Origin of the sequence: Microbacterium sp. Se5.02b, from assembly GCF_019464375.1 — a bacterium.
GTDB lineage: Bacteria > Actinomycetota > Actinomycetes > Actinomycetales > Microbacteriaceae > Microbacterium.
Window position 1 is genome coordinate 1,535,757 of sequence record NZ_CP080491.1, and the last position, 19,628, is coordinate 1,555,384.

The 19,628-nt window shown below is 68.6% G+C and carries 18 protein-coding genes and 1 pseudogene; 10 read left to right on the forward strand and 9 right to left on the reverse strand.

Annotated features, from left to right (window positions below; genetic code table 11):
• Positions 1 to 11 precede the first annotated feature (11 nt).
• From K1X59_RS07630 to K1X59_RS07650, 5 genes are read left to right on the forward strand one after another with little or no spacing between them, the layout of a single operon-like run.
• Positions 12 to 428 (forward strand): hypothetical protein, encoded by a 417-nt coding sequence (locus K1X59_RS07630; protein ID WP_183152361.1) that lies wholly within the window; start codon positions 12 to 14, stop codon positions 426 to 428.
• Positions 429 to 462: 34 nt separating this feature from the next.
• Positions 463 to 1,527, forward strand: a complete 1,065-nt coding sequence (gene wecB / locus K1X59_RS07635) for a non-hydrolyzing UDP-N-acetylglucosamine 2-epimerase (RefSeq protein ID WP_183152362.1) — start codon at positions 463 to 465, stop codon at positions 1,525 to 1,527.
• A complete protein-coding gene (locus K1X59_RS07640; protein ID WP_220174097.1) occupies positions 1,524 to 2,333 on the forward strand; it encodes an acyltransferase in 810 nt (269 codons plus the stop codon). Before wecB ends, K1X59_RS07640 begins: the two co-directional genes overlap by 4 nt.
• A gap of 14 nt (positions 2,334 to 2,347) precedes the next feature.
• On the forward strand, positions 2,348 to 2,635 hold the full coding sequence (locus tag K1X59_RS07645; RefSeq protein ID WP_220174098.1) for a hypothetical protein: 288 nt from the start codon (positions 2,348 to 2,350) through the stop codon (positions 2,633 to 2,635).
• Between the two features lie 21 nt (positions 2,636 to 2,656).
• The gene (locus K1X59_RS07650; protein ID WP_220174099.1) at positions 2,657 to 3,952 is read left to right on the forward strand and encodes a nucleotide sugar dehydrogenase; all 1,296 of its coding nucleotides are present in this window, start codon (positions 2,657 to 2,659) and stop codon (positions 3,950 to 3,952) included.
• Positions 3,953 to 4,004: 52 nt separating this feature from the next.
• Here K1X59_RS07650 and K1X59_RS07655 read toward each other — a convergent pair whose 3' ends face one another.
• From K1X59_RS07655 to K1X59_RS22820, 4 genes and pseudogenes are all read right to left on the reverse strand, one after another.
• Positions 4,005 to 5,045: a cell wall-binding repeat-containing protein gene (locus tag K1X59_RS07655; RefSeq protein ID WP_183152364.1), complete on the reverse strand. Its 1,041-nt coding sequence runs from the start codon at positions 5,043 to 5,045 to the stop codon at positions 4,005 to 4,007.
• 75 nt (positions 5,046 to 5,120) lie between these two features.
• Positions 5,121 to 6,539 (reverse strand): cell wall-binding repeat-containing protein, encoded by a 1,419-nt coding sequence (locus K1X59_RS07660; RefSeq protein ID WP_220174100.1) that lies wholly within the window; start codon positions 6,537 to 6,539, stop codon positions 5,121 to 5,123.
• Positions 6,540 to 6,638: 99 nt separating this feature from the next.
• On the reverse strand, positions 6,639 to 7,409 hold the full coding sequence (locus tag K1X59_RS07665; RefSeq protein WP_309491654.1) for a cell wall-binding repeat-containing protein: 771 nt from the start codon (positions 7,407 to 7,409) through the stop codon (positions 6,639 to 6,641).
• 14 nt (positions 7,410 to 7,423) lie between these two features.
• Positions 7,424 to 8,116: pseudogene (locus K1X59_RS22820) on the reverse strand (cell wall-binding repeat-containing protein); the annotation flags it as partial.
• Positions 8,117 to 8,267: 151 nt separating this feature from the next.
• On the opposite strand from K1X59_RS22820, the gene glf reads away from it, so the two are divergent.
• From glf to K1X59_RS07685, 3 genes are read left to right on the forward strand one after another with little or no spacing between them, the layout of a single operon-like run.
• Positions 8,268 to 9,404, forward strand: coding sequence for a UDP-galactopyranose mutase (glf, locus tag K1X59_RS07675; protein WP_183152369.1), 1,137 nt, complete (start codon positions 8,268 to 8,270; stop codon positions 9,402 to 9,404).
• Positions 9,405 to 9,414: 10 nt separating this feature from the next.
• Positions 9,415 to 10,206: an ABC transporter permease gene (locus K1X59_RS07680; protein ID WP_183152370.1), complete on the forward strand. Its 792-nt coding sequence runs from the start codon at positions 9,415 to 9,417 to the stop codon at positions 10,204 to 10,206.
• Positions 10,206 to 10,940, forward strand: coding sequence for an ABC transporter ATP-binding protein (locus tag K1X59_RS07685; protein ID WP_183152371.1), 735 nt, complete (start codon positions 10,206 to 10,208; stop codon positions 10,938 to 10,940). The genes K1X59_RS07680 and K1X59_RS07685 overlap by 1 nt, the downstream gene beginning before the upstream one ends.
• Before the next feature lie 36 nt (positions 10,941 to 10,976).
• Here the strand turns inward: K1X59_RS07685 and K1X59_RS07690 are convergent, their stop codons facing one another.
• Genes K1X59_RS07690 through K1X59_RS07700 form a run of 3 tightly spaced genes read right to left on the reverse strand, consistent with a single transcriptional unit; the run spans position 10,977 to position 14,455 of the window.
• Positions 10,977 to 11,582 (reverse strand): hypothetical protein, encoded by a 606-nt coding sequence (locus K1X59_RS07690; RefSeq protein WP_183152372.1) that lies wholly within the window; start codon positions 11,580 to 11,582, stop codon positions 10,977 to 10,979.
• 3 nt (positions 11,583 to 11,585) lie between these two features.
• Positions 11,586 to 12,548, reverse strand: a complete 963-nt coding sequence (locus tag K1X59_RS07695) for a glycosyltransferase (protein ID WP_183152373.1) — start codon at positions 12,546 to 12,548, stop codon at positions 11,586 to 11,588.
• Positions 12,545 to 14,455, reverse strand: a complete 1,911-nt coding sequence (locus K1X59_RS07700; protein ID WP_183152374.1) for a glycosyltransferase — start codon at positions 14,453 to 14,455, stop codon at positions 12,545 to 12,547. The genes K1X59_RS07695 and K1X59_RS07700 overlap by 4 nt, the downstream gene beginning before the upstream one ends.
• A 148-nt stretch (positions 14,456 to 14,603) precedes the next feature.
• Here K1X59_RS07700 and galE point away from each other — a divergent pair, with 148 nt between their 5' ends.
• The gene (gene galE / locus K1X59_RS07705; RefSeq protein WP_183152375.1) at positions 14,604 to 15,593 is read left to right on the forward strand and encodes a UDP-glucose 4-epimerase GalE; all 990 of its coding nucleotides are present in this window, start codon (positions 14,604 to 14,606) and stop codon (positions 15,591 to 15,593) included.
• Between the two features lie 21 nt (positions 15,594 to 15,614).
• Here the strand turns inward: galE and K1X59_RS07710 are convergent, their stop codons facing one another.
• Both K1X59_RS07710 and K1X59_RS07715 read right to left on the reverse strand, forming a co-directional pair.
• Entirely contained in the window at positions 15,615 to 16,913 is a 1,299-nt protein-coding gene (locus K1X59_RS07710) for an O-antigen ligase (RefSeq protein WP_183152376.1), read from the reverse strand.
• Positions 16,910 to 18,325, reverse strand: a complete 1,416-nt coding sequence (locus K1X59_RS07715) for an O-antigen ligase (protein ID WP_183152377.1) — start codon at positions 18,323 to 18,325, stop codon at positions 16,910 to 16,912. The genes K1X59_RS07710 and K1X59_RS07715 overlap by 4 nt, the downstream gene beginning before the upstream one ends.
• Before the next feature lie 69 nt (positions 18,326 to 18,394).
• Here K1X59_RS07715 and manA point away from each other — a divergent pair, with 69 nt between their 5' ends.
• The gene (gene manA / locus K1X59_RS07720; RefSeq protein WP_309491637.1) at positions 18,395 to 19,570 is read left to right on the forward strand and encodes a mannose-6-phosphate isomerase, class I; all 1,176 of its coding nucleotides are present in this window, start codon (positions 18,395 to 18,397) and stop codon (positions 19,568 to 19,570) included.
• Positions 19,571 to 19,628 lie beyond the last annotated feature (58 nt).

The following is a 19,628-nucleotide window of genomic DNA, read 5'->3' on the forward strand; positions in this document are numbered from 1 at the left end:
CGGCGCGCCCGTTGCGCGAGGAACTCGAGGCGGTCGGACTGCTCCTCGCCGCGCCGTTCGCACGAGCGCTCTCCCGCCGTGATCGCGAGGCCCTCGCGGTCAAGCTCTGGCGGGTGACGGTCTTCGGCGCCGTGCACTATCGCGCAGGGGACTGGGGATCCGACGATCGCGAGGCGCTGCGGGAGATCGTGCGGGCGCTGCGATCGTTCTCGCCCTCAGCGGCGGGGGTTCTCTCGCTCGCGGATCGCGCACTGATCGCCGGCGCAGCGGACCCGACCGTCTCCGATGAGGCCCTGGACGACCTGTCCCGACGCCGCCGGCGCTTCGTCTCGATCAAGGCATTGCTTCCCGCGCGTCTGCCGCGTGTGCTCGCTCGGGAGGCTCCGCTGCGATTCAGTGCCGCGACCTGGTGGGCGGGACGGCGATGACTGCTGCCCTCCGTCTTCCGTAGACTTGCCTGTTGTGAAGATCGTCAGCGTCGTCGGCGCCCGTCCCCAGTTCGTGAAGCTCGCGCCCATCCACAAGGCGTTCGTGGCCGCAGGAGTGGACCATGTGATCGTGCATACGGGTCAGCACTATGACCCGATGCTGTCGGATGTCTTCTTCGAGGACCTCGGCATCGGAGCCCCCCACGTCCACCTCGGCGTGGGAAGCGGGTCTCATGGTGTCCAGACCGGGGCGATGCTGGCGGCTCTGGACGCGGTGTTCGACGAGCACCGTCCGGACTGGGTGCTCGTGTACGGAGACACCAACTCCACCGTCGCGGCCGCGCTCAGCGCGGTGAAGATGCACATTCGCGTCGCCCACCTCGAAGCAGGGCTCCGTAGCTTCAACCGGCGCATGCCGGAGGAGCACAACAGGGTGATGACCGATCATGCGGCCGACCTCCTGCTCGCACCGACGCAGGTCGCCGTCGATCACCTCGCGGCGGAAGGGCTCGCCGAACGCACCGTGCTCGTCGGCGACGTGATGACGGATGTCCTCTTCACGGTTCGCGACGAGGTCGCCTCGCGTCCTTCTCCGCTGGTCGAAGAGCTCGGCCTCCCTGTCGGTGGACACTACATCGCCACCATTCACCGTGCCGAGAACACCGATGACCCGGCACGACTCGCCGAGGTGGTGGCCGGGCTGGGGAGTCTGGATCGTCCGGTCGTCCTCCTCGCACACCCCCGGGTGGTCGCCAAGGCGCAAGAGCACGGCATCGACCTCGCGAGCGGATCGCTCATCGTCCACGCGCCGCTGGCCTACCCCGAACTCGTCGCTGCCATGCTGTCCAGTGCCGGAGTGGTGACCGACTCCGGAGGCCTGCAGAAGGAGGCGTTCCTGCTGGGAGTGCCGTGCACGACGGTGCGGACAGAGACGGAGTGGGTCGAGACGGTCGAGCTCGGGTGGAACGTCCTCGCACAGGACGCTGCGGAGATCGCGCGCGGTGTCGCCCGTGAGCGCCCGCAGCCCACCGATGCGGCACCCTACGGCGACGGTCGTGCAGCAGAACGTGTCGTGCAGGTGCTCCAGGACCGGACGTGACGTCCGAACCCGCGCAGGAAAGCTCGCCCGGCGCTCCTGGGCGAGCGAGGTCCGCCGCGTCCGGGCGTCAGTGGGCGCTTGACGCCCTGCGCATCGGCTCGGTGGTCGGGGTCGTGGCGATCCATGTCTTCGCGGGGATGGTGGCGAATCCCGACGTCCGTGGCACGGCGGGCTGGTGGGGCGCCGTCGTCGCCGACATCGGCTTCGTGTGGGTCGTCCCCGTGTTCGTCATGATCTCCGGTGCCCTCGTGCTGGCCCCGCGGCAGCATGCCGGCGGTCCGGCACTGTTCTACCGGAAGCGGCTTCCGCGGCTCCTCACCGCGCTGGTCTTCTGGTCGCTCCTCTACTTCGTGCTCATCCGCACGCTGTTCTCGCAGATCGCGCCGACCCGTCTCGATCTCGCGCGCTTCGTGTTGGACGGCCAGCCCTACACGCATCTGTACTTCCTGTGGCTCATCGTGGGCCTGTACGTCGTGGCGCCCGTCCTGGCGTCGTTCCTTCAGGGCGGCGGACAGCGTCGAGCCGTCATCTTCGCCGCAGTGACGCTCGGTGCGACCGTCGTCACGGGGGTCTCCTCGAGCGTCCTGACGGCGATGGGGGATGCGGCCCCGTTGACACTGCTCGCGCTGACGCAGTGGCTGCCCTACGCGGGCTACTTCCTGGCGGGGTGGGCGTTGCGTGCGGTCCGTGTGTCGGGCTGGCGCTTCGTCGTGGTGCTGGGACTCACCGTCCTCGCGATCGTCGCCTCGATCGTCCAGTACGGACTGCGTCCCTCCCTGCCGCTGGTCGACGCGGTGCTTCCCTGAGCTACTTCGGGCCCGTGGTGGCCGCCGCATCGCTCGGCGTCTTCATCTGCGTCAACAGCGCGCTGGGGCGGTGGAACCCCGGACCGGGCGCCCAGCGTATGGTGCGCGAGCTGTCCGACTGCGCCTTCGGCGTCTTCCTCGTGCATTTCGCGATCATGCTCCTGGTGCGTGCACTCCCGCCCTTCGAGTCCGCAGCGGGGTCGCTGCTGCTGTCGGTGCTCGAGTGGCTCGTCGTCGTCTGCTCCTCGTTCCTGGTCGTCTTCCTGATGCGGCGGGTCCCGGGTCTGCGACGCGTCGTCTGACGCGCCCGTAGACTGGGGATCATGCGTATCGCCGTCGTAGCCCTCGGAAAGATCGGGCTCCCTCTCGCCGTCCAGTTCGCCTCTTCCGGTCACGATGTGGTCGGCGTCGACGTCAATCAGAGGGCCGTCGACCTGATCAACGCCGCGAAGGAGCCGTTCCCCGGCGAGGCCGAGCTGCAGGAGCGTCTCGAGGAGCTGATCCCCGCCGGTCGACTGCGTGCCACGACCGATTACGCCGAGGCGATCCCCGGGGCCGACGCCGTCGTGCTCGTCGCGCCCGTGTTCGTGGACGATGAGACCTGGGAACCCGACTTCAAGTACATGGATGCAGCCACCCGCTCGCTCGCGGAGCATCTGACGCCGGGCACCCTGGTCTCCTACGAGACCACCCTTCCGGTCGGAACCACGCGGAACCGCTGGAAGCCGATGCTCGAGGAGGGATCGGGCCTCACCGAGGGGACCGACTTCTTCCTCGCCTACTCTCCGGAGCGCGTGCTCACGGGCCGTGTCTTCGCCGACCTGCGCAAGTACCCGAAACTCATCGGCGCCCTCTCCGACGAGGGCAATCGTCGCGCCCGCGAGTTCTACGAGGCCGTGTTGCAGTTCGACGAGCGCCCCGATCTGGCTCAGCCGAACGGCGTCTGGGACCTCGGCAGCACCGAGGCCTCTGAGATGGCGAAGCTGGCCGAGACGACCTACCGCGACGTGAACATCGGGCTGGCCAATCAGTTCGGGCTCTTCGCCGCTTCCCACGGCATCGACGTCTACAAGGTGATCGAGGCCTGCAACTCGCAGCCCTACAGCCACATCCACCGCCCCGGCATCGCTGTCGGCGGTCACTGCATCCCGGTCTACCCGCGGCTGTACCTGTCGACCGACCCCGATGCCGACATCGTGCGCGTCGCACGTCAGCTCAACGCCTCGATGCCGGAGCGCCTCGTCGCGCAGGCCGAGGGCATCCTCGGCGACCTGAGCGGCCAGCGCGCCGTCGTCCTCGGCGCGGCCTACCGCGGCGGCGTGAAGGAGACGGCGTTCTCCGGGGTGTTCCCGACGGTGAAGGCTCTGAAGGATCGTGGGGCCGAGGTCGTGGTGCACGACCCGCTGTACAGCGACGACGAGCTGCGCGGCCTCGGATTCGAGCCCTACGCCATCGGGGGCGAGGTCGACCTGGCCGTCCTGCAGACCGACCACGCCGACTACAAGGAGCTGACGCCTGCGCAGCTGCCCGGCATCAAGCTGATCGTCGACGGCCGCGCGGCTACCGATCCGGCTCTGTGGGCCGGGACGCCGCGCATCGTCGTCGGTACCGCGGGCTGACACCGCACCTCCGCACCGGAAGCGGCATCGTCGCCACCCCTGGGGAGATGCCTCAGCCCAGGGCGGCGGCGATCTGAGTGGCGACGTGGTCGCTGATCACGCTCGGCCCTCCGAGGATCACGACACGCTGCGGGTCGAGCCTTCGGAGTTCTGCGAGCACGGCTGCGGGGGCGTCCTGCGCCGGGGTGAGCAGAACGGGGCCGCCGAGACTGCCTCCGGCCGCCGCTCCGGCGAGGGCATCGGCGAAGTTCTCGCCGCTGGCGACGTACACGATCGGCACGCGTGCGCCGGTGGCGAACGTCCCCTGAGACACGGAAACGGCCGTGTCGTACCGGGTCTGGCCGCCTCGGCGCTCGGTCGTCGCATCGTCGACACCGGTGGCGAGGCGCGCGCTCTCCAGCACGGCGTCGCTGAGGGAACCGGTGCCCCCGAGCGCGATCACGGTGGACGGGGCGAGGCGCCGCAGTGCGTCCGCGGTCTGGGCGGGCAGGGCGTCGGGCGCGGTGAGGAGGACCGGCGAATGCAGGAATCCTGCCGCCGCCGCTCCCGAGAGCGCGTCCGGATAGTCGGCGCCGCTCGCGAGGAAGACCGTGTCAGGGAACTCGAGGGTCCACCAGGGCAGCATGGCGGCCGCGGTGGCGTATCTGTCCGCACCGCCGAAGCGGAACGACCCCTCGGCCGTGAGCGGTTCGAGCTGACGCAGCACCGTGTCGCTCACAGCGCCGGTTCCGCCGGTCACGAAGACCGAATCGAGCTCGAGGGCGTCGACTTCCTGCGCCGTCACCGCAGGCAGGTACCCCGGCTTCGTGAGGAGGACAGGGCCGTCCATGAGTCCGGCGGTGGCAGCGGCGGAGAGGGCGTCGGGGAAGTCCACGCCGCTCGCGACGAAGGCAGTGATCACTCCGCCGCGCGAGAACGCGTCGGCTGACACCGCTGCCGCCGTCTCGTAGCGGTCGGTGCCGAAGATCCGCTCGACCGAGGTCTGTGCGGCCGTGGTCGCGGACGCGGCGGGGTGAGCAGCGAGAGGCGTGGCGACGGCGAGGGCGAGCGTCAGAACGACGGTGAAGGAGCGGCGTCGTGATCGGGGAGACAAGGGAAACCCTTTCGGTACGGGCCGAGAACACCAGAACGGTCGCGGCACGAGGGCGCCGCGACCGTTCCGAGTCGGTCAGTCGAGCGCGTTCGCGATGCGGTCCTTGACGGTGTCGCTCACGACCGCGGGACCCCCGAGCACGACCACGCGGACCGGGTCCAGTCGTTCGATCTCGGCGATGGTCGCGTCGCTGATCGCGTTCGGCTCTGTCAGCAGCACGGGTCCACCGAGGGCGCCGGCCGCCGCAGCTCCCGCGAGCGCATCGGCGAAGTTCTGCCCGCTGGCGATGTACACCACGGGCACCCGCGGCGCGGTGAAGGTGCGACGGGAGATGTCGACCGCGGTGTCGTAGCGGCTGTCGCCCGACAGGCGCTGGATCGACGCGACGAATCCGCCGGCTGCCCGCTGCGCCTGGTCGACGACGGCCTGGCTGACGGCGCCGGTACCACCGAGGATGACGAGTCTCGTCGGTCGGAGGTAGTTCAGGTACGCCGCCGTCTCCGGCGGGAGTGAGCCCTGCTTCGTGAGCAGTACCGGAGCGCCCTCGTACCCCGCCGCGGCAGCACCGGCCAGGGCGTCAGGGAAGTTCATCCCGTTGGCGAGGTACACGGTACCGGTCGACTCCCACAGCGTGGAGATGAGGCCGGCGGTCTCGTATCGCGACGCGCCCGCAGCGCGGTCGGAGCCCATGGTCGCGTACGGCGAGAGCTTGTTGAACACGGAATCCCCGACGACGGCCTTTCCTCCGGCGGCGAAGAGGTACTCCGGCTTCAGCGCGGCGACCTCGTCCACGGTTCCGACGCTCACGCTGGTCGGTCGCGTGAGGAGCACAGGCCCACCGAAGGTGCCGGCGGCCGCGGCCGCGGCCAGAGCATCGGGGAAGTTCAGACCGTTCGCGATGAACGTGACCGGCACCCCCTCGTAGGGGAAGGCGCTCTCGGAGACGCGCACGGCGGTCTCGAAGCGGTCGGCGCCGAACTGCCGCTCCACCCACGTATGCGTCGTGGTGAAGGACTGCACCGCGGAGAAGGCACCGGTGCCGACGGCGTTCACCGCAGCGACGCGGAACCCGTAGGTGGTGTCGGGGGCGAGGTTGAAGAGGGTTGCGCCGAGCACGGGGGTGTCAGACACGAACTCCTCGATGACGGAGCCGCCGATGAGGAGCTGCAGGTGGTACCCGATGATCGTCGAACCGTTGTCCGCGGGCGCGGCCCAGGCGGCGTGAGCGTCAGTGGAGGTCACATCGCCGATGGTCACACCCGTGACGGTGCCGGGCGCTTCTGCAGCGGCCAGCGCCTTCGGTTCCGCCGAGCGGTTGCTCGAGACCGGCGCCTCGTCCAGCCGGAAGTGCGTTTCAGGCGGCGTCGAGGAGTCGGTCTGATCGAGCTGCGGAAGCTCCTGGTCTCCGGCGGCCGCTGCGGCGAGTGGAGTCGACAGCGCGAGGGCGAGAACGGTCGCGGCAACGACGGCGCGACGGTGCGAACGTGTTTTCAAGGAGTCATCGTTTCTCTTCGAGGCGCCGGAGAGCCCGGGGCCGTTGCGTGATCCTATCGTGCCGCGAGCCGGGCGCCAGGGCGATCGGAGACGACGTCGTCACAGCTTCGAGCGGCGGTAGCCGGCGCTCTTCGCGGCGGCTTCCGTGCGGAAGCACTCTTCGGGGTTCGTAGCCGCGTAGTAACGTCCGCCTGGCATGTGATAGATGTTCTCCTTGTCCCCGATGTTCCCCTTGATCGGCGCCCAGCTCGGGCAGTTCCAGCTGTCGATCGGGGTCGTGCGCGCAGGATAGAAGACGGTCGAGGTCCGTCCGGAGAGCACCGTCGCCGACACGTAGCCGGGGTTGGAGCCGGTGATCCGCACGGAGATCTGCTTGCCCGCATGCGCTGCATTCAGCGGGAGTCGTGCCCCCGTCGCCCCCGTCAGGGGGCTCCCGTTCGCAAGCCACTGGTACTGGAAGGTCGTCCCCGCCGTCCACGTCCCGACGTTCGCCGTGAGCGAGCCGGTCACCTGGGCGGTGCCGGAGATCGTCGGAGTTCCCGCCGTGAGGCAGCCCATGTTCGCGGCGGCCTGAGCGCCGACCACGGCGACCCCTCCGAGCACCACCGTGCTGGGGGCGCCGAGTCGCTGCAGCGACAGGTGCGCGGATTCGGGCACGCAGGCGGCGTTCGTGACGTAGACCGGGCTCTTGGTGCGTCCTGCCAGCGCGGCACCGGCCAGCGCGTCAGGGAAGTTCTGTCCCGTCGCGAGGAAGGCCGCGGGGGCCGAGCCGGCGGAGAAGAAGGAATCGTTGATGAGTGCCGCGGTGTCGAACCTGCCGGCGCCGCCCAGCCGCTGGACGTCGTACGCGTTCGCGAGCTCCGCCTCGATGCCGGGGAGACCGCACCCGCCCCTCCGACGATGGTCACCGCGGAGACGCCGAGAGCGTCGAGCAGGTCTCGAGTGTCGGTCGGCAGCGAGGCGGCTGCGCCGTCCACGAGGATGACCGGTGCTGACGTGGCACCTGCGGCGCCGGTGGCGGCGAGGGCGTCGGGGAACGTCCTTCCTGTCGCGATGAAGGCGTGGGTGGCTCCTGGGAAGACCCGGCGGACCAGCGCATTTCCCGTCTCATATCGGGAGGCGCCCCCGAGTCGCTCCACCGGCGCGATCGCCGTGAGCGCGCGTTCGACGCCAGCGCCGACCGCACCTTCGGAACCGGCGATGAAGATGGTCGAGGGGCTCAGCCGCGTGATCTCCGTACGCACGGCGGCAGGCAATGCCGTGCCCGGCGTGAGCAGCAGCGGTGCGCCGAGGCGTGCCGCGGCCGCGGCCGCGGACAGGGCGTCAGGGAAGTTCGCGCCGGTGGCGACGAAGACCGCATCCGTGCCCGCAGCGTACTTCTTCGACACGGCGATCGCGGTGTCGTAGCGGTCGTTGCCCGCAAGACGTGAGACCCCGGCGGGGAAGGAGATGTCGGCTGCGGTGCCGGTCTCCGACGGTCGCGTGACGTCGGCGGACGCGCTCATCCCGGTCGCGGTGAGCAGAGAGGCAGCGAAGACGACCGCGGCGAGAGCAGCGGGTACCGCACGTCGGGACATGGGAACTCCATCTTGTGGTGAACTGGCTGCGGCGTTCCCGCATGCCGCTCAGCGTAGCGGTCGAGTGCGCGCGCGTGGACAAACTGGGGAGAGCGGGAGGGGACGCCGCCGCGGGACGGGCTCCCAGCCACGCGCCGATACCATGGGTGGCATGGATCTTCTCGTCGTCGGGTCGGGCTTCTTCGGCCTCACCATCGCTGAGCGTGCCGCCGAAGCGGGCCGCAAGGTAACTGTCATCGACCGCCGCCACCACATCGGCGGCAACGCCTACAGCGAGGCCGAGCCCGAGACGGGGATCGAGGTGCACCGCTACGGTGCGCATCTCTTCCACACCTCCAACGCGACCGTGTGGGAGTACGTGAACCGCTTCACGTCGTTCACGAACTACGTCCACCGGGTCTACACGACGCACAAGGGCACGGTGTTCCCGATGCCGGTGAACCTCGGGACGATCAACCAGTTCTTCCAGTCGGCGTACACGCCCGATCAGGCGCGCGCGCTGGTCAAGGAGCAGGCGGGCGAGTTCGACGCCAAGACAGCTGCGAACTTCGAGGAGAAGGGCATCGCGCTCGTCGGACGTCCCCTCTTCGAGGCCTTCTTCCGTGACTACACCGCGAAGCAGTGGCAGACCGATCCGCAGAAGCTGTCCGGAGACATCATCAGCCGCCTCCCGGTGCGCTACACGTACGACAACCGCTACTTCAACGACACCTGGGAGGGCCTTCCCACAGACGGCTACACCGCGTGGCTGGAGCGGATGGCCGACCACCCGAACATCGACGTGAAGTTGAACGTCGACTACTTCGACGACGCGCAGCCGCTCAGCAAGAAGGCGACCGTCGGGCAGGTCCCCGTCGTGTACACCGGCCCGGTCGACCGCTACTTCGACTACGCCGAGGGCGCGCTGAGCTGGCGCACGCTCGACTTCGAGCAGGAGGTGCTGAACGTGGGCGACTTCCAGGGCACGAGCGTCATGAACTACCCCGACATGGACGTGCCGTACACCCGCATCCACGAGTTCAAGCACTTCCACCCGGAGCGCAAGGACGTCTACGAGTCGGACAAGACCGTGATCATGCGGGAGTTCTCGCGCTTCGCGGAACGGGAGGACGAGCCGTACTACCCGGTGAACACCCCGACCGACCGCGAGGGGCTGCTGGCCTACCGCGAGCTGGCCAAGGGCGAGCAAGACGTGCACTTCGGCGGCCGCCTCGGAACGTACCAGTACCTCGACATGCACATGGCCATCGGCTCGGCGCTGTCGCTCTGGAACAACACTCTCTCCTAGACTCGACATCGTGAGTCACGCTGCTGTCGGGGCGCCCGGGACGCCCCGGCGCTATCTGCATTCGCTGTGGCTGCTGTCCGCCCGCGACCTGAAGGTCCGGTACGCGACGAGCTCCCTCGGCTACCTGTGGTCGATCCTCGATCCGCTCGTGATGAGCGCGATCTACTGGTTCGTCTTCACGCAGATCTTCCACCGGAGCGTCGGTGAGGACCCGTACATCGTGTTCCTCATCGTCGCGCTGCTGCCGTGGGTCTGGTTCAACACCTCGGTGTCGGACTTCACACGGGCGTTCAAGAAGGACTCCCGCCTGGTCAGGTCCACCGCCATCCCCCGCTCCATCTGGGTGAACCGCATCGTCTTGAGCAAGGGCATCGAGTTCCTGTTCTCCATGCCCGTGCTCGTCCTCTTCGCGGTCTTCAGCGGGGCGCACGTCTCCTGGATGCTGCTCTGGTTCCCGGTGGCGATCCTCATGCAGACCGTCCTTCTCGTCGGACTCGGCCTCCTCGTGGCGCCGCTGTGCGCCCTGTACGCCGATCTCGAACGCACGACGGCGCTCATCCTGCGGGCGCTCTTCTACGCTTCGCCCGTGATCTACAGCTTCCGCGACCTCCCCGCGCCCTTCGACATCATCGGGGCGTTCAACCCGCTCGCGGGCATCTTCACGCTGTACCGGGTCGGCTTCTTCCCCGACCTGTGGGAGCCGATGCCGGTTCTCATCAGCGCGGTGATGTGCGTGGGCATCCTCGCGCTCGGGATGTGGACGTTCGGCCGTCTCGAGCGCCCCGTGCTGAAGGAGCTGTGATGGCACCGGCGATCGAAGTCCAGGGGCTCGGCGTTCATTTCCGACGGAACAGGCGAGGACGCCGCAGTTTCAAGGACCTGTTCGCCGGAGCCTCGCGCAGGTCGCGCCCCGGCGAGTTCTGGGCGCTTCGCGACGTCTCCTTCACCGTGCAGCCCGGGGAGTCCATCGGGGTGGTCGGGCGCAACGGGCAGGGCAAGTCCACGCTGCTCCGGCTCGTCGCGAAGGTGCTGCTCCCGGATGAGGGCACCGTCTCGGTGAACGGGGGAGTCGCCCCCCTGATCGAGATCACCGGCGGATTCGTCGGCGACCTCACCGTGCGCGAGAACGTCCGTCTGACCGCGGGCCTGCACGGGATGTCGCGCGACGAGGTCTCTCGGCGCTACGACGACATCATCGCCTTCGCGGAACTCGCCGGGTTCGAGGAGACTCCGTACAAGCACCTCTCCAACGGGATGAAGGTGAGGCTCGCGTTCTCGGTCGTGTCGCAGCTCGACGAGCCGATCCTGCTCGTCGACGAGGTGCTCGCCGTCGGCGACAAGGCGTTCCGCGACAAGTGCTACAAGCGCATCGACGAGCTGCTCGCCGAAGGGCGCACGCTCTTCTTCGTCAGTCACAACGAGCGCGACCTGCGACGTTTCTGCACCAGGGGGCTCTACCTCGACAAGGGAGCGCTGGCGCTCGACGCCCCGATCGCCGAGGTGCTCGACCGCTACAACGCCGACTACGCGGTGTAACGAGCGCGATCCCGACGGACCACGACCGCCTCCGGCTCAGAGTCCGACCACTGTCCTCAGCTGCTGGACGGACGCCCTGGCCGCATCCACGGCCGCGGAGACGCCCGACTGGTTCGAGATCGCCGTGCGCAGCTGCGTGAGGCGCTCGCTGTACGCCGACACCCCGTCGTGCCAGGCCGCATCGATCGATGACGGCGGCCGGGCATCCGAAAGCCCCTGCGCGTCCAGTTGGAGCGTGTCGACGACGGAGAGGGCGTCCTGCCCGCTCGACCCGGCGATGATGTCGAGGCCGCGAGGAGCGGCGCCCAGCGGGCCGCTCACGCGCTCGCGGAAGACCTCGAGGCTGGGGTCTGCGACGGGCGGTGGGGTCACCATCGGGGTCTGCGTCGGCTCCGGTACGGCGGAGGGCGTCGGAGAAGCGGTCGGGGTCGCCGTCGGGGTGGGCGATGCGGAAGCGGAGGGCGAAGGGGAGGCGGACTCCGACGGCGGCGTGTTCTCGCCGCGCGGCACCAGGAAGAAGAGGAGGGCTCCGACGATCGCGAGCGCCGCGACGACGAGCCCCACGATGAGCCAGACTCGTCCCGTCCTCTTCGGCTGCGGGGGCAGGGGAGCCCAGCGCAGCTCCGGCGCCTGTTCGTCCATGCTTCACGCCTCCAGAGGGGGCATGGGCTGCCAGGTGCGGTCGCGGCCCGCCTTACCCCCGTCGCGGATGCCGCGGAAGAGGTTGCTCGTACCGCGCACGGTCCGCTCGACGAAGACGAGGCGGATGAGCTCCTTGAAGAAGGTCGCCGCGGTGCCGAGGCCGAACAGCACGGGGTTGTAGACCCCGTGGACACGGTAATACTGCTTGATGAAGCCGCGGTTGCGCATGATGTAGTAGCGGTAGGCGTTGCTCGACGCGTTCATGTGGCGGATGCCCATGTCCCACTGCTTGATCTCACGGGTGCGACGCAGCACGAATTCGTCGACGATCACCGCGGTGGTCAGACGCGAGGCCAGCCACCCGTACATCTGGTCATCCCAGTAGATGAAGAACCGGGGGTCGGGCAATCCGATCTGCTGCACGATCGAGCGGTGGATGAACATGCCCTCGAAGCATCCGCTGTTCATCTCCTTGTATCCGGTCTCGTCGAAGCCCGACGGGGCGAACGGGATCGGGATGCCCATGCGCTCGGCGATGCGGTACTGCCAGTAGAACTCGCTGCCGTCGTAGTCGAAGCGGCGTCCCTGGATGCTCTTGAACCGGCTGCTCCAGGCGCCCATCTTCGCGAGACCCTCGGTGAGGACCTCGACGTCGTCGTCCATCATCCAGATCCACTCGGAGCCGAGTTCGTACGCGGTGCGCATGCCCTCGCTGAAGCCGCCGGAGCCGCCGGTGTTGGTGTCCAGTCGTCGGTACACGATCTCGGTGCCGATGTCGTCGCGGAACGACTCGACCACGTCGGTCGTGTCGTCGGACGAGGCGTTGTCGATGATCACGACGCGCCCCGGTTTGGGGTCCATCGCGGTGATGCTGGTCAGCAGGCCCGAGAGAAGGTGGGAGCGGTTGAAGGTGACGACGACGATCGTCGCGGACTTCGGGTCGAATGCAGCGGGAGCCGCGGTCATGCCTTCTCCTCGAAGATCTTCTGCCAGGACTGGGGGGAGACGAGATCGGGGAGCGCCTGCCGATACTGCTTCTGCAGCTCGGGCCAGCGGCGGCGCAGTTCGGCGTGCAGCCGCAGCGTCTCTCGCAGCATCCGGCGGTACTTCGCGCGGTCACGCGTGTAGATGTTCTTGCCTGACCCGTCGGCGGCGCTCACGAGGGCGCTGTCGAAGGCGGGGACGCGCCACCAGTGCGCATCCTCCTTGCCGAACTCCACCTCGGGCTGGGCGACGTTGGCAGGATTCGGACGGTGCAGGAAGTGCGACGCGAGCGTGGCGAGGGTGAACCAGCGCAGCCGGAGGCCCTTCGGGTTGTCCAGATCGTTCTTGTCCAGCTGCTTGTACACCTGACGCCCGCGCCGCGAGTGCAGCACCGTCGACGGGTCGCGATGCACGACGGTCTCCGGGAAGTCCGCGGCGAGGGCGCGCGCTGCGGGCATCGCGGTGGCGAGGTCTCGGCGCAGGTGCTCCGGACCGGAGAGCACATCCTTCAGCGCCCTGGCGCGAAGGGCAGCCGGGTAATACTGCATCATCATGAGGTGCTTGAGGTCGACGCGTCGGCTGTGCACGATGAGGCGACCCCCACGGGGGGCGTTGGAATGCAGCAAGCCCGCGACGATGCGGTTGCGCGCGTGGAAATACGCCTGCCAGTCGATCGTGTCGTCCTTGTTGACCCAGGCGACGTGCCAGAGCGCGACTCCCGGCATCGACACGGTCGGGAAACCCGCTTCTCCGGCGCGCAGGCAGAACTCGGCGTCGTCCCACTTGATGAAGGCCGGAAGCGACAGACCGACCTTCCGGACGGCGTCGAGCGGGATCAGGCACATCCACCAGCCGTTGTAGTCGGCATCCATGCGCATGTGCAGGAGAGTGGACTGACGGAGGTTCGAGACGCCGAAGTCGTGCGGCATCTTCTCCTGATAGAGGTTGCGCCACATGAAGGGGCCCTCGTCGACGACCTCGGCCCAGCCGTGCAGCTTGGGGCGATCGAGCAGGTCGAACATGTGCCCGCCGACGAGCAGCGGACTGGTCGCGTACTGACCGAACACGATCGAACGGCGCAGCGATTCGGGTTCGAGCCGCACGTCGTCGTCGAGGAGCTGGACGAAGTCGCTCTCCGGACGCTGCAGCGCCTCATGCATGGCACGGGCGAATCCGCCGGAGCCGCCAAGGTTGTCCTGCCGGATCACCTGCAGAGTCTCCCCGAGACTCGCGGCGACGTCGTCGTAGCCGTCCTGGTCGGCGACGAGCCGGTTGCCCTGGTCGACCAGGAAGATCCGGTCGACGAACTCCAGTGCGTCGGGGGATGCGGCCAGCGCGCGCAGCGTCTCGACGCAGTAGTCGGGCTTGTTGTAGGTCGTGATGCCGAGCGAGGCCTTGCCGGTCCGCGCGGGCTCCTGCTCTGTGGTCCATACGGCGCCCTCGAGCACGGCCGGCTTCTCGTCGGCGACGATGTCGAACCAGATCCACCCGCCGTCGCTGTACTGCGTGAGCTCGAGGTCGAAGGACGTCGATGACTCGCCGGTCACCTCGCGGGTGGCGACGCGCTGGCGGACGCCCGACCCGTTGGAGCGGTAGACCAGGATGGTGGCGGGTCCTGTGGTCCGCACGGTGAGCCGCACGTCGCGCACGCTCGTCCAGTGCTGCCAGTAGGAGGCGGGGAACGCGTTGAAGTAGGTCCCGAGCGAGACGCGACGCCCTGCCACGATGCGTGCGCGGTGGCGTCCGAGGATGTTTCCGAGGTGCGCACGATTGGACACGCGCACGGGCTCGTTCTCGATCACCGACCACGTCTCCGGGTCGGCGTAGAGGGGGAGCAGATCGGGGTCGCGATCAAGTGGGAAGACGACGTTCTGAAGGACGTGAGCCACTGGGAGGTTCTCCGATGTTGATGCCACAGGCCGCCGTCGGAGGACGGCGCGGGATTCGACGAGCAGTGAGTAGCCTACCGTCGATGACCTCTGGATCTGCGGAGAGCCTCCCGCCGGGCGACGAGACGCACTGGCTAGACTGACCGCGATGAAGGTACTGATCACCGGCGGTGCCGGCTACATTGGCGCGACTGTCGCGACGGCATGCATCGAGGCAGGGATCGAGGTCGTGATCCTCGACGATCTCTCCACCGGGCTCAAGGCCTTCGGCGAGGGGCGCGATCTCTACATCGGCGACATCGCCGACCGTGCCGTGCTCGACACGCTGCTGGCCGATCACCCCGACATCGACGCGGTCATCCATTGCGCCGCGCGGATCGTTGTCCCGGAATCCGTCGCGGACCCGCTCGGGTATTACGACGCGAACGTCGGCAAGACGATCACGCTCCTGCAGGGGCTGCGCGACGCGGGGATCCCCCGGATCGTGTTCAGCTCCTCGGCGGCGGTGTATGCGGGCGAGTCCGGCGAAGGCGTGGACGAACACGGCAGCCTCGCGCCGGCGAGCCCGTACGCGGCGACCAAGGCCATGATCGAGCAGATCCTCGACGACTCCGCGAGAGCGGGGGACTTCCGTGCCATCGCGCTGCGCTACTTCAATCCGATCGGAGCGGACCCGCGGCTGCGCACCGGGTTGCAGAACCCGACCCCCTCGCACGCCCTGGGCCGGATCATGCAGGCACGCGCGTCCGGGGAGCCGTTCACGATCACCGGCACCGACTGGGCGACGCGGGACGGGACGGGGCTTCGGGACTACATCCACGTCTGGGATCTGGCTCTCGCGCATGTCGCGGCAGTGCAGAGGTTCGACCAGGTCGCAACCCCTGACGCGCCCTCTCAGGTGATCAACCTCGGCACAGGAGCCGGGGTGACGGTTCGCGAACTCATCAGCGCCTTCGAGCGCGTCACCGGAGAGCCGCTCCCCGTGGTCGAGGCCGCCCGCCGCCCGGGTGACCAGGCGGGCGCGTACGCGATCGTCGACCGCGCGGCCGATGTGCTCGCCTGGCGTGCGGAACGCTCGGTGGACGACGGCGTGCGCGACGCGATCGCGTGGGCGGAGAAGCTGCGCTCGCTGGGCTGACGCCTCCCCGAGCGCGCGCCACTACTGCTGTGGGCGGAGTGTCGGGATCGCCCCGGTGTGCGCGGCATCGATGTTCTCGCGCCACGACCGCGACTGCCCGGCGCGCAGCGCGCAGAGAACCAGCATGAACCACCCCGCACCGACCAGGGTGAAGCTCTCGAACATCGAGTCGACGGCGAGGGTGACGAGCATGATCGGTGTCCAGGCGTAGACGACGGACCGCCGAGCGCTCGCCACCAGCCACGACCGGATCAGGGCCACTCCACCGAGCAGCAGGAACAGCACCAGCCCTGCCCAGCCGAGCTGGAGGAGCACGTCGAAGAACGCGTTCAACGCGCTCTGGTGGTGGTCGTCGAGCTGGAAGTTGATGAACGTGAACGGGTATTCGCCGCGGGCCCAATCGCCGAACCATCCCCACCCCTGGATCGGCTTCAGGGCGACGAAGTCGAGGATCGTGTTCCACAGCGACGCCCGGATCGAGAAGTCGGACCCGGCGTCGAGCAGCGCGATGATCTGGTGGCGGAACGCGAAGGCGATCACGAGAGCGAGCGCGACCAGGGCTCCGAGCATCCACTGGACGACGTTGCGCCGGTGCGGCGCGGTGTGCCGCACGATCGTGAGGGCGAGCGTGACGATGCCGACGGCGACGGCGAGCACGAGCACGGTGGGGGAGGCGGAGAGGAATGCCAGCGCCCCGGCGAGCCCGATCGAGACGACGGCGAGCGGCGGATCCACGGACTGCGTGCGCCACTCGATCACGAACGTGATGAGCGCGATGACTGCGATGAATCCCATCATGTTACGGCTGCCGAACAGGCCCTGGATCGGACCGCCCTCCGCCAGATCGCCCTGGATGGAGAGGAACGTGAAGGGGACGTCGAGCAGGATGCCCGAGAGGATCTCGAGTCCGAGCGAGGCGCCGAGGAGGACGCGCAGCGTGTCGCCGATCGCACGTACGGTCTGCAGCGTGTCACGGATATGGCCGATCGTGATCGCCAGGAAGGCGAATCCGAACAGGGACATCCACCCGAAGAACGTGTCGGAGCGATCCGTCGTCCACACCAGGCTCACCAGCGCCCAGCCGAGGAAGGCGAAGAGAGACGAGGGAGCGATCCTCAGCGGAGAGAGCTCTTCGCGACGGACCCAGAGGATCGCGGCGCCCAGGACGCACAGCACGGTGATGACGGCGGCCAGTGTGACGCCCGAGGCCATCCGCTCGATCGCGAAGGAGCCGAAGACCGCGGTCAGAGCGGCGAGGGTGAAGGCCCGCGCGAACTCCGCCGAGCCGAGGAGGCGCACGAGAGGACGCGCCGACGTCACGGCACCCGCCGTTGCCGCGTGCCGCGTTCGAACACGAGGTCCCGCTCTCCGACGCCCACGAGCGGCACGGACTTGAGCTTGAACGACAGCAGGACCACGAGCATCCACCCCCACAGCATGATCGGGGTCGATTCGGAGAACCCCTGCACGAGCAGCACCACCGTGAAGAGGCTGGGGAGCAGGGTCAGCGGCGAGAAGGGGCGCCCGGCATCGAGGTCCCATCGCGGGCGGTCGACGGCGAAGAACCAGGACCGCCAGAGCATGCTCAGGTAGGCGACGCCCATCAGGACCACCCCGACGACGCCGAGTTGGAACAGCACGTCGAGCCACATGTTGTGGGCGTGGAAGACCGTGATGTCGTGGTCGGTGATCCAGCGGTCGAACGCAGGATCGGTCGGGATCCACGGGCTGGAGAAGCCGTTGCCGAAGATCGGGTGATCTCTCACACGCTCGAGGACCTTGGCCCAGATCAGGTCGGATCTGCCGGTCAGGTCGGAGCTGCGCCCCACGAGACCGAGCAGCTGGTCACGCAGCAGCCACGCGGCGGCCGCCGCCACGGAGGTGCCGCCGATCGCGATCACGTAGATGCGGGTTCGCGCACCGGGAGTGCGCGCCCGTCGCATCAGCAGTGCGACCACGAGGACCACGAGCGACGCTGCGGCGCACGCGAGCGCGGTGACCGAGGACGTGCGGAACAGGAAGTATGCCGCGAGAAGCATCCACAGTGCGAGTGTGGTGCGCCAGCGAGCGCGAGCGGCGAACAGCACACCGAAGGTGATGATCGCGAACAGGGAGATGATCGCCAGCAGGTTCGCATTGCCCACGATGCCCTGGATGCGTCCACCGTCGAACAGGTTGTCGCGCACCCAGTACCACTGCGGGTCGATCTCGCCGTCCGGCAGCGTCACGAAGTTCGGCAGCAGCGGTCCGTGCAGCACGAGGGAGACCCACAGTTCGATCGCCAGCGAGAGGCCGAGGATCCACTTGAAGGCGGAGGACAGCGCCCGCACGATCTCGTGCCACGTGAGCACGTGCGCGATGAACAGGCCGTTCACGGTGACCGCCGCGAGCAGGACCCAGGTGATGAGGGTCGGCCCGCGCCACTGGGACCAGGCGACCGACAGGAGGGCGAAGGCGACATAGCCGACAGCCGTCCACGGAAGGCGTCGCCAGCGGAACGCCTGCGGTCTGTTGCGAGTGAGCATCGGGACGCCGATGCCGATCGTCGCGAGGGTGAACACGACGAGGACGACGGCGGCCCCCTCGATGCCGAGGAGGTTGTACACGGCGCTGTGCGCGAACGTCGCGATGAGGACGAGGATCACGTAACCGCGCAGCAGGAGATGCCCCGTCGACTCGCGCTCCGGCGCCGAGGGCGGGGCTGTCACCGGGTGCTTGGTGTACTGGGCCATCGCGTTCAGGCTACCGCGCCGCGCTCCCGGCATCCCTGAACGCCGCAGCGCGGCTCTACGCTGGGGGACATGCTGCTGAGCCTGACGAATGAGCCCCGCGACTACGCCTGGGGCTCCGCCTCCCTCCTGGCCTCCCTCGAAGGGCGTGCGCCCACCGGTGCACCCGAAGCCGAGGTGTGGTTCGGAGACCATCCGGGTGACCCCGCCGATGTGGTGGGAGGCGGCACGCTCGACCAGGTCACCGGTGGCTCCCTCCCGTACCTTTTGAAGCTGCTCGCCGCGGCGCGGCCGCTCTCGATCCAGGTGCACCCGACGATCGCACAGGCACGGGCGGGGTGGGAGCGCGAACTCGGGCTCCCCGCGGACGACCCGCAGCGCAACTATCGCGATGACAACCACAAGCCGGAGCTCATCGTCGCCCTCAGCGAGAGGTTCGAGTCTCTGAGCGGTCTGCGGCCGATCGACCGCACCGTCGCCCTGCTCGGCCTCCTCGGCAGCGGCGAGGGAGTCGCCCAGCTGCGTGCGCGTCTCGAATCCGCCGGCGACCCGCTGCGCGACGCGATCGGATGGCTTCTCGGCGGTGAGGCGCAGCGCGAGGTCGACCAGATCATCGAGGCCGTCGTCGCGGCCGCCGAGCGCGACGACGCGGGGGAGTGGAGTGCGAACCTCCGCGCGATCGCGGATGTGGCGAAGACCTATCCGCGCGATCCCGGGGTCGTCGTCGCCCTGCTCATGAACCATGTCGTGCTGCGTCGCGGCGATGGTCTCTTCCTGCGTGCCGGTCTGCTGCACGCGTACCTCTCCGGGCTCGGCGTCGAGATCATGGCCGCGAGCGACAACGTCCTGCGCGGCGGCCTCACCCCGAAGCGCATCGACGTGCCGGAGCTCCTCGCCATCCTCGACACGTCTCCCGGTGAGGTGCCGGTGCTGCGGCCTGCGGCAGGGGAGGTCGTCACCGAGTACCCCGTTCCGGTGCCGGACTTCGCGTTGACGCGCATCACGCTCGACGGCGATCCGGTGGTGATCGAGGTCGCCGGACCGACGATGGTCCTCGCCACCGCAGGCTCCGTCGTCGTCACGTCGGCGACGGGGAGGAGTTGGCGCTCGCGGTCGGGACGACGGGCTTCGCGAGCGCGGACGAATCCGCTCTCACTCTCTCGGGTGTCGGCGAGGCCTTCGTCGCGAGCCCTGGGCGCTGAGCGGGCGCTCCGCGTGGTGTCGCGACACGCCGACGATTCGCCGTGAACCTTCAAGACTCGCTTGAGGGTTTACGATCCGCGACTTGACCGCAGCGAATGACACG

Coding starts and splice junctions, on each gene's coding strand:
- K1X59_RS07715 (WP_183152377.1), bottom strand. CDS start 18,325: ATGGCCCAGTACACCAAGCACCCGGTGACAGCCCCGCCCTCGGCGCCG.
- K1X59_RS07685 (WP_183152371.1), top strand. CDS start 10,206: ATGGCACCGGCGATCGAAGTCCAGGGGCTCGGCGTTCATTTCCGACGG.
- galE (WP_183152375.1), top strand. CDS start 14,604: ATGAAGGTACTGATCACCGGCGGTGCCGGCTACATTGGCGCGACTGTC.
- K1X59_RS07690 (WP_183152372.1), bottom strand. CDS start 11,582: ATGGACGAACAGGCGCCGGAGCTGCGCTGGGCTCCCCTGCCCCCGCAG.
- K1X59_RS07695 (WP_183152373.1), bottom strand. CDS start 12,548: ATGACCGCGGCTCCCGCTGCATTCGACCCGAAGTCCGCGACGATCGTC.
- manA (WP_309491637.1), top strand. CDS start 18,395: ATGCTGCTGAGCCTGACGAATGAGCCCCGCGACTACGCCTGGGGCTCC.
- K1X59_RS07650 (WP_220174099.1), top strand. CDS start 2,657: ATGCGTATCGCCGTCGTAGCCCTCGGAAAGATCGGGCTCCCTCTCGCC.
- glf (WP_183152369.1), top strand. CDS start 8,268: ATGGATCTTCTCGTCGTCGGGTCGGGCTTCTTCGGCCTCACCATCGCT.